This is a genomic window from Lachnospiraceae bacterium (assembly GCA_022794035.1).
GTDB lineage: Bacteria > Bacillota > Clostridia > Lachnospirales > Bianqueaceae > CALWPV01.
In genome coordinates this window covers 46,183-60,297 of sequence record JAAWDX010000001.1, presented here as the reverse complement: position 1 = coordinate 60,297, position 14,115 = coordinate 46,183, and the positions used below count along the sequence as shown (strand labels likewise).

Annotated in this window: 14 protein-coding genes and 1 riboswitch; of the genes, 10 read left to right on the top strand and 4 right to left on the bottom strand. The window is 46.3% G+C overall.

The window, feature by feature from the left end; translation table 11 throughout:
• Positions 1-33: 33 nt before the first annotated feature.
• The 7 genes from HFE64_00280 (at position 34) to HFE64_00250 (ending at position 6,198) form a co-directional block, all read left to right on the top strand.
• A complete protein-coding gene (locus HFE64_00280) occupies positions 34-948 on the top strand; it encodes a sugar ABC transporter permease (GenBank protein ID MCI8631912.1) in 915 nt (304 codons plus the stop codon).
• Positions 949-967: 19 nt separating this feature from the next.
• Positions 968-1,891, top strand: coding sequence for a carbohydrate ABC transporter permease (locus HFE64_00275; protein MCI8631911.1), 924 nt, complete (start codon positions 968-970; stop codon positions 1,889-1,891).
• Positions 1,892-1,999: 108 nt separating this feature from the next.
• A complete protein-coding gene (locus HFE64_00270; GenBank protein ID MCI8631910.1) occupies positions 2,000-3,748 on the top strand; it encodes a hypothetical protein in 1,749 nt (582 codons plus the stop codon).
• A gap of 73 nt (positions 3,749-3,821) precedes the next feature.
• Positions 3,822-4,337, top strand: coding sequence for a hypothetical protein (locus HFE64_00265; protein ID MCI8631909.1), 516 nt, complete (start codon positions 3,822-3,824; stop codon positions 4,335-4,337).
• Between the two features lie 19 nt (positions 4,338-4,356).
• Positions 4,357-4,782: an acyl-CoA thioesterase gene (locus tag HFE64_00260; GenBank protein MCI8631908.1), complete on the top strand. Its 426-nt coding sequence runs from the start codon at positions 4,357-4,359 to the stop codon at positions 4,780-4,782.
• Positions 4,782-5,267, top strand: coding sequence for a DNA-deoxyinosine glycosylase (locus HFE64_00255; GenBank protein ID MCI8631907.1), 486 nt, complete (start codon positions 4,782-4,784; stop codon positions 5,265-5,267). Before HFE64_00260 ends, HFE64_00255 begins: the two co-directional genes overlap by 1 nt.
• A gap of 70 nt (positions 5,268-5,337) precedes the next feature.
• A riboswitch (FMN riboswitch) is annotated at positions 5,338-5,456 on the top strand.
• Positions 5,457-5,538: 82 nt separating this feature from the next.
• Positions 5,539-6,198, top strand: a complete 660-nt coding sequence (locus HFE64_00250) for an ECF transporter S component (GenBank protein ID MCI8631906.1) — start codon at positions 5,539-5,541, stop codon at positions 6,196-6,198.
• On the opposite strand, the gene HFE64_00245 is transcribed toward HFE64_00250, so the two are convergent.
• The gene (locus tag HFE64_00245) at positions 6,195-7,727 is read right to left on the bottom strand and encodes an ABC-F family ATP-binding cassette domain-containing protein (protein MCI8631905.1); all 1,533 of its coding nucleotides are present in this window, start codon (positions 7,725-7,727) and stop codon (positions 6,195-6,197) included. The two genes, HFE64_00250 and HFE64_00245, sit on opposite strands and share 4 nt — an antisense overlap.
• Before the next feature lie 437 nt (positions 7,728-8,164).
• On the opposite strand from HFE64_00245, the gene HFE64_00240 reads away from it, so the two are divergent.
• Positions 8,165-9,172 (top strand): aldo/keto reductase, encoded by a 1,008-nt coding sequence (locus HFE64_00240; GenBank protein ID MCI8631904.1) that lies wholly within the window; start codon positions 8,165-8,167, stop codon positions 9,170-9,172.
• Positions 9,173-9,343, top strand: coding sequence for a chorismate--pyruvate lyase (locus HFE64_00235; GenBank protein ID MCI8631903.1), 171 nt, complete (start codon positions 9,173-9,175; stop codon positions 9,341-9,343).
• A 56-nt stretch (positions 9,344-9,399) separates the two neighbouring features.
• Here HFE64_00235 and HFE64_00230 read toward each other — a convergent pair whose 3' ends face one another.
• From HFE64_00230 to HFE64_00220, 3 genes are all read right to left on the bottom strand, one after another.
• Positions 9,400-10,044 carry a hypothetical protein gene (locus tag HFE64_00230; protein MCI8631902.1) on the bottom strand — a complete coding sequence of 215 codons (645 nt, stop codon included), beginning with the start codon at positions 10,042-10,044 and terminating at the stop codon, positions 9,400-9,402.
• Between the two features lie 62 nt (positions 10,045-10,106).
• Positions 10,107-10,577 (bottom strand): hypothetical protein, encoded by a 471-nt coding sequence (locus HFE64_00225; GenBank protein ID MCI8631901.1) that lies wholly within the window; start codon positions 10,575-10,577, stop codon positions 10,107-10,109.
• 287 nt (positions 10,578-10,864) lie between these two features.
• On the bottom strand, positions 10,865-12,241 hold the full coding sequence (locus HFE64_00220) for a TrpB-like pyridoxal phosphate-dependent enzyme (GenBank protein MCI8631900.1): 1,377 nt from the start codon (positions 12,239-12,241) through the stop codon (positions 10,865-10,867).
• A gap of 509 nt (positions 12,242-12,750) precedes the next feature.
• Here HFE64_00220 and HFE64_00215 point away from each other — a divergent pair.
• On the top strand, positions 12,751-14,103 hold the full coding sequence (locus tag HFE64_00215) for an ATP-binding protein (protein ID MCI8631899.1): 1,353 nt from the start codon (positions 12,751-12,753) through the stop codon (positions 14,101-14,103).
• The last annotated feature ends 12 nt before the right edge of the window (positions 14,104-14,115 follow it).

Genomic DNA, 14,115 nt, shown 5'->3' with positions numbered 1-14,115 from the left:
AGTAGTAACGCTATGGCGCCTGCGAAGAAGAAAATGACGAAGCAGCGCAAATTGATGCTGCTGAAGGATAACGTTGAGCTATACACCTTAATGCTTCCGGCCATCATCATCATATTCATCTATTGTTACATCCCCATGTACGGTTATGTAATCGCATTCCAGGATTACGCGCCTGGTGCACCGTTCTGGGGCGCAAACACCAAATGGGTTGGATTTAAGCACTTTATCAAATTCTATGAAAGTATTTACTTCAAGCGTTTGATGGGTAACACCCTTTGGCTGAGCTTTTTGAACTTAGCATGGGGCTTCTGGGTTCCGATTGTATTTGCACTTCTGTTAAATGAAGTCAATGTAATGGGCTTTAAGAAGTTCGTGCAGACTGCATCTTATCTGCCGTACTTTATTTCTATGGTAGTTATGTGTGGTATGTTGATCTCCTTCATCAACCCAGCCGGTATTATCAATAAGCTGATCGTGGCTCTGGGCGGTGAAGCAAAAGCATGGAGAACGGTTCCCAGCGCCTTCCCGACGATATATGTATTGTCAAATATCTGGAAGAGCTTCGGATTTAACTCCATTCTGTACATGTCTGTTATTACTTCTATTGATACTTCCATGTATGAATCCGCACGGCTGGACGGCGCTAACCGTTTCCAGCAGGCCATTCATATTACACTTCCGAGCATCATTCCTACCATTGCTATCATGTTGATTATGGCAGTTGGTGGTTTGTTGGGTGCTAACACGGATATGATCCTGTTGCTGTATGTGCCTGCTACGTATGAAGTAGCCGATGTTATCGGTACCTACATCTACCGTGAAGGTCTGCAGGGCGGAAAATTCAGTTATACAACTGCGATCGGTATGATTCAAACAGTTATCAACTTTGGAATGGTATTCATTGCAAATAAGATTTCTGATAAGCTGACCGGCGCAGGCTTGTTCTAAGGAAGGAGGAGAATGAATTATGTCTAAGAGAAATCCGAATCATATTAAAAATGGCTCCTCCGTTGCTACCGCAATTGTATATGCTATCTTGATCGTTCTGGCATTGATCTGTATCTACCCGGTATGGTATGTTATCATTATCTCTGTCAGTGAACCGATTGCTGCCCGTACGATGGACGTGTTCCTGTTGCCTAAGGGCTTCTACTTTGGTTCTTATGCACAGGTGGTAGAGGATAGTCAAATCTGGGTTAGCTATGGCAATACGATTCTTTATGCAGTCTCATGTACAATCGGTATGCTGATTGTCTGTGCAATGGCTGCATATCCGCTGACTTCACCGTATATGCGCGGAAAGAGACTGATGTCCTTCTTCATCTTGATCCCCATGTACTTCAGCGGCGGTTTGATTCCTCAGTTCATTTTGATGTCTAACTACCTGCATTTGTATGATACCCGCTGGGCAATCATCTTCCCTGGTATCGTAAGCATGTGGTATATCATTTTGGTACGTACCTTCTTTATGAGTATTGATGAAGCGCTTCGTGAATCTGCTCGTATTGATGGTGCTAACAACTACCAGATCCTGTTGCACGTTTATGTGCCTACTTCCAAGCCGATTATGGCCGTTATTGCCATCTATACCTTGGTTGCACAGTGGAACTCCTGGTATGCTGCTATGATTTATTTGCCCAATGCCAGCAAGCAGCCGTTGCAGCTTTATCTGCGCCGTATGCTGATTTTGCAGGAGAAAGTGGCACAGCAGCAGAGCGGTACGCAGGGCGGTACTTCTGAGGATGGTGAAGCAGCCATGCTGGCAGCTCTTTCTGCTGAGCAGCTGCGATATACCATGATCGTAGTGGCAACGTTGCCGATCATGCTGGTATATCCTTTCCTGCAGAAATATTTCGTAAAAGGCGTAATGGTTGGTTCTTTGAAGGGCTGATGCATAAGCCTGCACTTTAAATCTGTGATAATCAGTAGGGGGTTGCCGCTTAGCGGCGGCCTCTGGCTGTTATCAAATAAATCACAAATCTTATAAGGAGGATTTGACATGAAAAAGCTATTAGTAACACTTTTAGCTGCGTCCATGTGCCTGTCTATGCTGGCTGGCTGCTCTTCTGACAACGAAGACTCCAAGACCAACAGTGGCACTACGGACAGCACCGCTTCCAATGAGACCAGCGAGCCTCAGGGAAATGTCGAGATGCAGGACTTTACTGTTCTGGGTGATGATGCAAGCACTCGTTTCGATTATGCAACCGAAATGGATGACATGTATGCATTCAAGGCATTCCGTGAATTGATGGAAGCTAAGGGCATCAATCTGGTAATGGAGTATGTTAAGGATGACCAGTATCTGACGACTCTGCAGACTCGTTTTGCAGCTCAGAACAACATTCCTATGTATGCTTCTATGTATCAGATGACCGAAACTGACGTATTGAAGTTTGCTACTCAGGGCGTTCTGTTGGATATCAACGAGCTGCTTGAGAAGGGCGACGGTACGGCTAAAGACTACTGGTACAATGATACCTATGGCAAACAGGGCCGCAACAAGGCTATGACTCCCGAAGGAAACTTCTGGTGGCTGCCTAACTTGTACATCTCTCTGTGGGAGAATGGCGAATACACCGGTACCGGTACTAACCTGACCAGCGTTATCCGTAAGGACTGGTTGGATCAGTACAACCTGGAAATCCCCACCACTCTGGAAGAGTACAAGACTGCACTGAAGACCTTCAACGAGCAGGATCCTTCTGGTTCCGGCGCTGGCGTTGCTGGTATGAATGTATATTCCTACAATCCTTGTGATTGGGGCGATTCTATCGCTAACTGGTTTGGTCTGGTTCGTGGTTTGATCAGCGTTAACTGGGATACCGATACTGCTGTTTCTCCTTGGCATCAGGATACCGTTAAGGATTACCTGACCTTCGCAAACAGCCTGTATGCAGATGGACTGTATGATCCGGAAATGATCGGTTCTACTTCTACTCTGTCTCAGAAGATCGCTAACAACCAGGTTGCTGGTTTGACTACCTATGCACTGACCACCACCTATGAGCCCACTATCGAGGCTGCTTTCAACGACGGCAAAGAAGGCGGCGCTCTGTATGCTGACATCTACCCGATCGAAGCTGTTAAAGGCGTTAGCCCGCTGCTTCCTCTGGAAGATCCTACCTACATTTGGGATGAGTTCGTATTCACGACCAAAGCTGATCCTGAATTAGCTGCTAAATTCCTTGACGTATATTACAGCCCTGAGCACATCGAGATCCTGAACTACGGTGTTGAAGGCATTCACTACGAAGTCGTAAACGGCGAGAAGCAGTGGAAGAAATATGTTGCTAAGGAAGATGGTAAGGAATTCGAAGCTAACCAGCTGAACCAGTATCTGGATGACAAGGCTGAGCAGAGACTTTCTTATGGTAAGATCGCTTATACCCGTACCGTATTCTCTGACGTAAACTTCTACGACCTTTGGGGCGCAAAGAACGGCTGTGTTGAATTAGGTTGGGCTACTCAGAAGGCTGAGTATCAGGATGCTACCATCGATTTTGGTCATTACACCTCTATCGACGTAACTGGCGTGCTGGCTACCGCTTCTGCAGAAGAGCAGGAAAAATACAACGACGTAATCAATGATATGAAATCTGCTTCTCAGCAGGCAATTTCTGCATTCATCATGGGTCAGAGATCTCTGGATGAGCTTGATTCTGTTGTTGCTGAATTGGATACTCTTGGACTGGCTGATTGCGAGGCTATTTATCAGGCTCGTCATGACCGTTTCTTAGGTAAATAATTCAGATAGCATAACCAATAAAACAGGATGCGTTTAAGCGCATCCTGTTTTTAATTCAAGAAGGAGTAAGGCGTTGACAGCAGAAAATTCTACGTTAATCATATATAACAGTCGGTATGGCAGCACGAAACAGTATGCTGAGTGGCTGATGCAGCAAAGAGAATGCGACTGTCTGCAGGCCAAGGAAGTGAAGCTATCGCTGCTGCGTCCGTATCGCAATTTAATATGGATGGGAAATGTGAAAGGCGAACAGGTGGAAGGGCTTGATCGTTTACAAAAGGTATATGCTAAATTGAAGGATCAGCGGGTGGCAATTTTTGCAGTCGGTGCTGCGCCGGACGGATCAAGGATTGTTGTGCCGGGAGAGCTTTCGGAGCTTCCATTTTTTTATGCCAGAGGTAAGTGGGATCCGGCTGCGCTTAAAGGAATGGATCAGATGATGATCAAAATGTTAAAACTGATGGCATCGAAAAAACCGGAGGAGGTTCCGGACTGGCAGAAGGATATGCTGGAGTCCGAAGAAGCGCATGATTTTATGGACAGCGCATATTTAGAACCTCTGCTTGATTTTATAGCGGGGAGAGCGTAAGCTAACAGGAGGAATTCAAATGATAAAGCCGTATCAGCATAAAGTACATTATTATGAAACAGATCAGATGAGCATTGTGCATCATTCTAATTATATTCGCTGGTTTGAAGAGGCTCGCTGTGATATTTTGGAGCAGCTGGGCATTGGATATGCTAAGCTGGAGGCGCAGGGAATCATGATTCCCGTATTGTCGATCTCCTGCGAATATAAGACGATGACACGCTTTGGGGATACGGTTCATATATTCGGCAGAATATTGTATTATGATGGCGTACGGCTAAAAATGGGGTATGAGGTAAAGGATGCAGCAACAGGGGAACTTAGATGCATGGGAGAAAGCAGTCATTGCTTTTTGCATGCGGGCGGTCCGATTTCTCTGAAAAGAAAGTACTCGCAAATTGATACTCTATTTAGAAACTATTTGTGTGAGGAGCCTCACTTGTGATGAGACAAAAACATGATTTTGGACCCGTCTGGAATGAAGAGAGCAGGATTTTGATCTTGGGCAGCTTTCCTTCTGTGAAGTCGAGAGAGCAAGGCTTTTATTACGGGCATCCGCAGAATCGTTTCTGGAAGCTTTTGGCTTCTCTCTTGAGAGAGGGACAGCCGCAAAGCATAGAAGAGAAGAAACAATTTCTTTTGCAGCATAAGATTGCAGTATGGGATGTGATTGAAAGCTGTGAAATTGTAGGATCGTCAGACAGCTCTATTCGGAACGTAGAGGTTAATGATTTCAGCGATATTTTAGAAAAGAGTCAGATTAGGCATATTTTTGCGAATGGCAATAAGGCTTTTGAACTTTATGAAAGATATGCAAAACCGCAAACAGAGAGGGAGGCAAAGCGGCTGCCTTCAACAAGCCCGGCCAATGCCGCCTATTCATTGGAAAAGCTAATGGAGAAATGGACTTGCATTTTGGAGGATTTGTGATACAATAAAGGCGGCAGGGCAAGATGGGCTGATCAAGTTAATGAACTGCCTTGCATCAATATATAGGAAATAGTGTCTTCGGGGCAGGGTGAAATTCCCTACCGGCAGTAAAAGTCTGCGACCCGCTTAGGCGGTTGATTCGGTGCAATTCCGAAACCGACAGTACAGTCTGGATGGTAGAAGGCGTAACTGGGTTTTCTATGCCTGGTTTTTGCACCTGGAAGATATATATTTCCGGGTGTTATTTAATTTAAAACCAGGAGGGAAAACAATGAAGATCTCAAGAACAAAAAAGTTAACAACATTAGCCATGCTGGCAGCACTTGCTTATTTGGTCATGGTTGTGGGGCGCATTCCGATCGTACTTTTTTTGAAGTATGATCCTAAAGATGTGATCATTACGATTGGCGGTTTTATTTTTGGACCGCTTTCGGCATTTGCGATATCGGCAGTCGTGTCGGTGATTGAAATGTTTACCGTGAGCGATACCGGGATCATCGGTGCTGTGATGAATTTGGTTTCGACTTGCAGCTTTGCCTTTGTAGCGGCTCTGATTTATAAGAAGAATCATACCCTTAAAGGAGCGGTGATTGGACTTTTGGTTGGCGTATGCTCTATGGTGATCGTGATGCTGCTTTGGAATTATTTGCTCACGCCAATCTATATGGGATATCCGCGGGAAGCAGTGGCCGCTATGCTGCCCACAGCGTTTTTACCGTTCAATCTGCTAAAGGGCGGCCTGAATGCAGGCTTAACGGTGCTTTTATATAAGCCAGTAGTCAAAACATTGAGAAAAGCGGGGTTGGCGCCCGCCAGCGAGCAGACAGAGGAGAAGGTTTCGGGTAAGGTTAGCGCTTCTGTAATGATCATTGCCGTGCTGGTGCTAATCACTTGCATCTTATTTGCCCTAGTCCTTGCAGATGTGATTTAAGGCCTCTTGAGTAAGCCCTGCGGACTAAGTTCATAGACGGTATCGGCGACCTCATCGATATATTTTCGGTCATGAGAGATACTGATCACGCAGCCCTGAAAAGCGCTGAGTACCTCACGAATGACGGGGTTAGAAAGCGGCGAGAAGTTGCGGGTGGGTTCGTCGAGCAGCAGTACATTTGCTTTGGATAAAATCATTTTGAGCAGCAGAATTTTGGCCTTTTGGCCGCCGGAGAGCTCACGCATAGGATGAAACATCTCATCAGGAGTATACCGCATGCTTCCCAGATGGGTGCGGATTTGCGTGAGCTCTTCTTTATCTCCGGTAATGGCGAGCCATTCTAAGGGCGATAGAGACAGATCCAGCTGATCCTCATAATTTTGCGGCATATAGCAGACCTTTAAGTCAGTGCGCGGAAACAGCACAGCTGCAATTTGCTTCATGAGTGTAGATTTGCCGCAGCCATTGCGCCCGACAATGCAAATTTTTTCACGGCCCATGACGCGCAGCGACAGAGCAGGGGCCAGCGTTCGTTCTCCCACCGCAAGGTGGTCTAAGGAAAGATCGAGGATGCATTTGCCGGCGGGCAGGGCAGTGCCGGGATCGAAGGCGATCATGATGGCTAGCTCGGTGTGAGGGACCTGCGTACGGTTTTCGTGTTCCCGTTCAAAGCGGCGTTCCTGAGACTTAACGGCTTTCATTTTCTTTTTGAGCAGGCGGGCGCCAGGGGGATTTTGACGGGTGATGGTCCTTAGGTCGTGCTCGACCTGCTGCTGAATATGATAGAACCGGTCCATCTGTTTGCGGTATTCTCGTTCTTCGTTATATGCGAGCTGTGTCTGCTTTTGTAATTGGGCACTGCGTTTTTGGATATAGTCACGGTAGGACAGACGCGCGATGGTGTGCCGGACGGAGCGGCCGCGCTCTAGCTTTTCAAGGTGAATGATCACGTTGGCTGTGTTTTCGATGAGCGTCTCATCATGTGAGATGAAAAGCAGAGGAAATGGACTGTCCCTGATGAAAGTTTCAAGCCATTGCAGAGTTTCGATATCAATGTCGCCGCTGGGTTCGTCGAGCAGGAGGATATCGGGCTTTTCCATTAAAATGCGTGCCAGCTGCATTTTGACCTTTTCCCCTCCGGAGAGGGAATGCACCGGCTGGTCCAGATAGAAAAATTCTGGAGGGAGACTAAGCTGCATGGCGATGCGTGCAAGCTCGCGCGGAGTCTGGTCGAAAAAGGCCGCGCTCTGCGCATAAAATTCGTAGACGGTTTTATCTTTGTCGGCTTCGGGAAGCTCCTGAGGGAGATACCCGAGCAGAGAGCCCTCGAGGAGCCGAGTTCCGCTGGCCTGCGCATAGCCCTCGATGAGCGCAGGATCATATAACCATTTGAGCAGCGTGGATTTTCCGTTGCCTTCTTCGCCGATGATCACGGCTTTGTCGCCGGGCTGCAGGCTGAACGTAAAATTTTCTATGATGGTACGCAGATCCTTTTGATGCGTGAGCGTTAAATTTTGAATTTGTAGCATAAATACCTCCATTTTGCGGTAAAAGATAAACCCCTGTTTTCGGCTATGCAAAAACAGGGGCACGTAGTCCTATTCAAAAGATGCAAAACGCAGGCAGATGAAAGGGCAGTGACAATACCTATTTTCGATAACAGAAAAAAGCCAGAATATGACCATGGCAGGGAATGAATTTCTGATATTGCGAAAATAGATTAGTTGAACATGCTTTCATCCTTTCTGAATTTGATTGAGACGATGGTAGCATAAAAAGAAAACTACTGTCAAGGGAAAGAATACTTATAATTGTTTGAGATACCGCGTTATATGCAGATACAAGCTCAAGAGGCTAAGCTTGTAAAGCCAGCAGGACTATGGTAAAATTATAAAAACGAAGAAAATCACAGGCAGCGCGCTGTTGCCTGCTTTAAAAATTAAGCAATGCAGAGAAAGGAAAACAGATGGAATATCGAATTTTAGGTAAAACAGGGTTAAAAATTTCGCGCTTAGGTTTCGGAGGGATCCCCATTCAGCGGATCGACGCGGCCGGCACCAAAGTGCTCATGCAGCAGCTGATGGAGGCTGGAGTCAATTATATCGATACGGCCCGGGGCTATACCGTGAGCGAGGAATACCTGGGCGAGGCACTCGAAGGTATCCGTGCGCATTTTGTGCTGGCAACAAAGAGCATGGCGCGCACCAAAGAAGAAATGGCCCGCGACATCGAGATCAGCCTGCGTAACCTGCGCACCGATCATATTGATCTTTACCAGGTACATAATCCCAACCTGCAGCAGCTGGAGCAGGTTATGGGCGAGGGCGGCGCACTAGAGGCGCTTATGGAGGCCCGCGCGGCGGGTAAGATTGACCATATCGGTCTCACGGCTCACTCGCGCGAGGTGTTTGAGAAGGCGCTCAGCCTTGACTGGGTGGAAACGATGATGTTCCCCTATAATATTGTGGAAAGTCAGGGGGAAGAGCTGATTAAGGCCTGTACAGAGAAAAATATTGGCTTTATTGACATGAAGCCGCTGGCAGGCGGTGCCATTGAGGATGCTACCTTAGCGCTGCGTTATATTGCATCAAATCCGGATGTGACCGTGGTCATCCCTGGCATGGCGGCTCCGGAGGAGCTAACGCAGAATATAGCCGCGGTGCAGGATACGGCGCCGCTGACGGACGATGAGAAACAGCGGATTCAACAGGTTCGTGATGCACTGGGAACGCAGTTTTGCAGACGCTGCAACTATTGCGCGCCCTGCGCGGTGGGAATCCAGATTCCGAATGTGTTCCTGATGCAGGGATATCTGGAGCGGTATGGCTTGGCGGAGTGGGCTAAGGCGCGCTATGGTGCGATGCCGGTGAAGGCTTCGGCCTGTATAGAGTGCGGGGCATGTGAGAAGCGCTGTCCGTATGAGCTGCCGATTCGGCAGATGATGAAAAAGGCAGCGGCGGAGTTTGGTGAATAAATGGAGCGCAGAGAATACAGAGTAAAGCTGATTGACGGCGATTATGCACATCTGGCGCGTATAGACCAGCCGGAGGAAGAGCTGTTTCTGGTGGCGCGGGCGCTGCTGCCGGCGGAGATTGATGAGGGCAGCGAGCTGGTATATGAGATGTTTCAGTTTTCAATGAAATAAGGAAAAAAAGACAGGGTCATCTGTGAATGGATGATCCTGTCTTTTTGCAATGGAATTTAACGTTTGATGAGCTCTGTGGCTCCGTTAAACTTAATCTGCAATTCATAATACCCTTCAGCCGAGTAATAAAAAGGCGCTATGGCTACATCGATTCGGCGCCCGTCCTCCATCCGGATAACCTGCATATCGCTGGTGCTCTTTCCACCCGTAATGGCGGCTGCATGATCGGATGATTCACTGTACGACGCAGCTTGGTATTCGATCGTTCCGATTGTAGGCAGGAGCTCATTCAGCTCTTGGACGGCCTGATCCGCGATTTCAGCAAACTGTTCGGCGCTGACCTCGCTGTCAGGCTTTTTAAGGGTTAAATTGAAGGCATACATGCACCCTCTATAGTCAGGAAGCCGTTCGTCGGTTTCTGAAACGATGTAGAGGGAGACGGCAAATTCGTTGCCAGCGAAGGAATAGGGAGTATTCAGAATAAGCTTTTCTTCCTGAGAAGAGGCATTTACCTGCTCTGCGGTATAATCATCTGTCTGTAGGTTAAACTGACTTGCTATGTCTTCCTTTTTTTCCAGCATCTGCTGTGCCAAAGCTGGAATGGACAGAGCCTCCTTGTTAGCGCTGCATCCGGCGGTACAAGAAAGGGAGAGCAGCAGGAGCAGGGTAAGGCAAAGGGCTCGAAGTCGAGATCGAAGCATGATGAATCCTCCTACTAAATCAATATTAAATATTCCACAATGTGTATCCATCAGAAACGCCATTATCTGCGTTTTCCTAATTTCTCCAAAATCGCTGTAACATCCGGCTGTGTTGGGGTAAATTTTATGCCGCGCTTCAGCATACCCATGACCTTTTTTGCTCTTTGCTCAATCTTTTTAGCGGTGTGTTCGCTTGTCAGCATTAAATGATTTCCAGCAATTGTATATTGCCGCTCTATGTACTCTTCTGTAATTGGAAACATATCCTGTATCAAAAATGCACTTTCTCGGCCGTCATCCAATTTGGCGATGTAGAGAATATCGCAGGGTTTTCCGGCTTTTTCTTTTCTCTCTATAATCTGTCTGTATTTATTGATGCGACTAGATAGTGGAATCATCCAGTATATCCCAGTATTTGTATCTTCAAAACAGTAATAATGAGGTCTGTTTTCTGCCTTATTTCCTTTAAGATATGGGTCCTGCATATCTTCAAAGAATCTGTCTTGGATAATATAAAAACCTGTTTTTTTCATTTGACTGTCCTCATTATGAAAAAGTCCCTCACCATAAAGCGAAGGACTTAAACTTTCAACCCAACCATTTATATACCGCATGTCGGTCAGCGGTAAACTTTCAACCCGACCATTTATATACCACATATCGGTCAGTGGTAAACTTCCTTGTATCTACATTCTAGCAAGTGCAAGGAGGAAAGTCAATAGGGCTTTCCATTAAAATTATATGAAATAGATATATAAATTATGCTTCCCTTAATTAAAAGTATCGCCTCTTCATATCGTATATTTAGCAGCGACTTATATTATAGTCCAATATTAGGAATGCCGGCAAAGCCTGCCTGCAGATCCTCATCTGTGGGGATGTAATCGCTCATCTGACCATTGTGGAATTTTTCATAGGCCAGCATATCAAAATATCCGGTGCCAGTCAGGCCGAAGAGAATGGTTTTATCCTCACCTTTTTCTTTGCAGCGCAGCGCTTCGTCAATGGCAACGCGAATAGCGTGGCTGGACTCAGGCGCAGGCAGGATCCCCTCGGTGCGTGCAAACTGCTCGGCAGCCTCAAACACAGCTGTTTGCTCCACGGCAGTAGCCTCCATGAGGCCGTCATGATACAGCTGCGACAGCGTGGTAGTCATGCCGTGATAGCGCAGGCCGCCGGCGTGGTTAGCCGAAGGGATAAAGCCGGAGCCAAGCGTATACATCTTAGCTAGTGGGCATACCATACCCGTATCGCAGAAGTCATAGGCAAATTTACCGCGTGTAAAACTCGGGCAAGAGGCAGGTTCCACGGCAATAAAGCGATAATCAGCCTCGCCGCGCAGCTTTTCGCCCATAAACGGTGCGATCAGACCGCCCAGATTGCTGCCGCCGCCGGCGCAACCAATGATGGTATCCGGTTTAATATCATATTTGTCGCAAGCGGTTTTGACCTCCATGCCAATGACGGACTGGTGCAGCAAGACTTGATTCAGCACGCTGCCCAGTACATACCGATATCCGGGAGTAGAGGTGGCGACCTCTACAGCCTCAGAAATGGCGCAGCCAAGGGATCCGGTAGTGCCGGGGTGATCAGCCAGAATTTTCTGTCCGATTTTAGTGGTCATAGAAGGAGAGGGCGTAACGTCAGCACCATAGGTGCGCATTACCTCGCGGCGGAAAGGTTTCTGTTCATAAGAGACCTTGACCATAAATACCTTGCAGTCCAGATCAAAATAGGAACAGGCCATGGAAAGCGCAGTGCCCCACTGGCCAGCGCCGGTTTCGGTGGTTACACCTTTAAGGCCCTGCTTTTTAGCATAATAGGCCTGCGCAATGGCGGAATTTAATTTATGAGAGCCAGAGGTATTGTTGCCTTCAAATTTATAGTAAATCTTAGCCGGTGTTCCCAGTGCTTTCTCAAGGCGATAGGCACGCATCAGTGGCGAAGGACGGTACATGGTATAAAACTGGCGGATTTCCTCCGGAATTTCAATGAGACGCGTAGTCTCATCCAGCTCCTGCTTGGCAAGCTCGGTGCAGAATACGCCGCTCAGCTCTTCCAGCGTCATGGGCTGCAGAGTGCCGGGGTTTAACAGGGGAGCCGGCTTATTTGTCATATCGGCCCGCAGATTGTACCAATACTTGGGGATCTCGTTTTCTTCTAAGTAGATTTTGTAGGGAATTTTGCTCATGATGATCTGTCTCCTTTTTCATATGATTTGTGTCCGAGACAGGAGCATATAAAAAACCTGTCCCGGATATTAAATTATGCCGGGACAGGTGAATAAACGATTACCTGCGGTGCCACCCTGCTTGACGAATAAAATTCGCCCGCCTTTGCCCGTACCATCATACGGAAACATTTGATAACGGAGCGTTTACTCCGGCGCACATACTATCTGTTCTGCTTGCTCTCAGAAGCCCATTCATCATAACGCCTCTTGCTGCCCTTTCACCGCCGGCAGCTCGCTGAAAAGAAGTTGGAAATGACTACTCACTCTTCCTCGTTGATTTATGTGTATTAAAATAGCACAGGCAGGAAAATTTGTCAAGCACTAAGTTGATTTTTTGATAAAGACGGTACATATAAGAACCTAAAAAAGCATATAGTATTGAAAAGTCAGTGAAAATGAGCGTAAAATATATTGAAAAGTTGATTATTTTGGCTTATAATTTATTTGAAAAGTCATTTGTGAGGTGCTGCAGTATGTTATATCGCAAAATAGAGAGGGTCATAGAAGCCCATTTGAAGTCAGACTCAAAAAAGATTCTTTTAATTGACGGAGCGAGGCAGGTAGGGAAGACCTATATCATTCGCCATGCAGGGCAGAAACTGTTTGAAAATTTCATAGAAGTTAATATGATCGAGGACTCATTGGGGGCTCGGTTATTTGAGAATACAAAAACAATAGAGGATTTCTATCTTCAGCTTAGTATGATTGCTGGTGACAGAATGAAGGAAAAGAGCAATACGCTGATTTTTATTGATGAGATTCAGGCGTATCCGCATCTGCTGACACTTCTAAAATTTCTGTCACAGGATGACAAATATCACTTTATTGCCAGCGGCTCGTTGCTGGGGGTTACGCTGTCTCAGACTACCTCGATCCCCATGGGCAGCATCCGCAAAGTGAGAATGTTTCCGCTGGATTTTGAAGAGTTTCTGTATGCAAATGGAATGAATCAACTAGTCATTTCTGCAATGCAGAAGAAATTTGAAAGGCTAGAAGCGCTTGAAGAGTCGATGCATAACAAAATGATGGATTTATTTCGCAAGTATCTGCTTGTGGGAGGATTGCCGGATGCAGTCAATTCCTATCTTTATGATAAAAATATTCAGCTTGTGAGGGAGATTCAAAATGAAATTCACGATTATTATGCGGCGGATGCTTCTAAATATGATGAAGAGCGAAAACTAAAGATACGGCGCATATATGATCTGATTCCGTCCAATATGGAAAACAAAAAGAAACGTGTGATCGCGCAGAATATTGAAAATAAAAAAGGGAAAACCTTTCATGACTATCAGGATGAATTTGAATATTTAATCAGCGCAGGAATCGCGCTGGGAGTACAGGCGATATCCAATCCTATATTCCCGTTGATCGAGTCCAGCGGCAAGAACTTGCTTAAGCTCTATCTAAATGATGTGGGAATCTTAACAGGCATTTTATATGGCAACAATATCAGAGCTATTCTGGATGGTGAAAAGAGTATCAATCTGGGGTCAGTATATGAGAGCGTTGTGGCCAGCGAATTGATTGCACATGGATATAAGCTGTTCTACTATGATAATCGCAGCCGGGGAGAAGTAGATTATTTGATTGATGATTATGATAGCTTATCTGCCGTTCCGATTGAAGTCAAGTCAGGTAAAGATTATCGCGTTCACAGTGCGCTGAATGCATTTGTGCAGAATGAAGACTATCATGTTAAAAAGGCCTTTGTTGTATCAAATGAGCGGTCCGTGACAACCAAAGGAAAAATCGTCTATATTCCAATTTATTATATCATGTTCTTTCAAAGTTATAGGGGAACAGCGGATTTATCCTTGGCTTAACCGCTGAGGAAG

Coding starts and splice junctions, on each gene's coding strand:
- HFE64_00240 (MCI8631904.1), top strand. CDS start 8,165: ATGGAATATCGAATTTTAGGTAAAACAGGGTTAAAAATTTCGCGCTTA.
- HFE64_00260 (MCI8631908.1), top strand. CDS start 4,357: ATGATAAAGCCGTATCAGCATAAAGTACATTATTATGAAACAGATCAG.
- HFE64_00230 (MCI8631902.1), bottom strand. CDS start 10,044: ATGCTTCGATCTCGACTTCGAGCCCTTTGCCTTACCCTGCTCCTGCTG.
- HFE64_00250 (MCI8631906.1), top strand. CDS start 5,539: ATGAAGATCTCAAGAACAAAAAAGTTAACAACATTAGCCATGCTGGCA.
- HFE64_00235 (MCI8631903.1), top strand. CDS start 9,173: ATGGAGCGCAGAGAATACAGAGTAAAGCTGATTGACGGCGATTATGCA.
- HFE64_00225 (MCI8631901.1), bottom strand. CDS start 10,577: ATGAAAAAAACAGGTTTTTATATTATCCAAGACAGATTCTTTGAAGAT.
- HFE64_00255 (MCI8631907.1), top strand. CDS start 4,782: ATGAGACAAAAACATGATTTTGGACCCGTCTGGAATGAAGAGAGCAGG.
- HFE64_00245 (MCI8631905.1), bottom strand. CDS start 7,727: ATGCTACAAATTCAAAATTTAACGCTCACGCATCAAAAGGATCTGCGT.
- HFE64_00275 (MCI8631911.1), top strand. CDS start 968: ATGTCTAAGAGAAATCCGAATCATATTAAAAATGGCTCCTCCGTTGCT.
- HFE64_00280 (MCI8631912.1), top strand. CDS start 34: ATGACGAAGCAGCGCAAATTGATGCTGCTGAAGGATAACGTTGAGCTA.
- HFE64_00270 (MCI8631910.1), top strand. CDS start 2,000: ATGAAAAAGCTATTAGTAACACTTTTAGCTGCGTCCATGTGCCTGTCT.
- HFE64_00215 (MCI8631899.1), top strand. CDS start 12,751: ATGTTATATCGCAAAATAGAGAGGGTCATAGAAGCCCATTTGAAGTCA.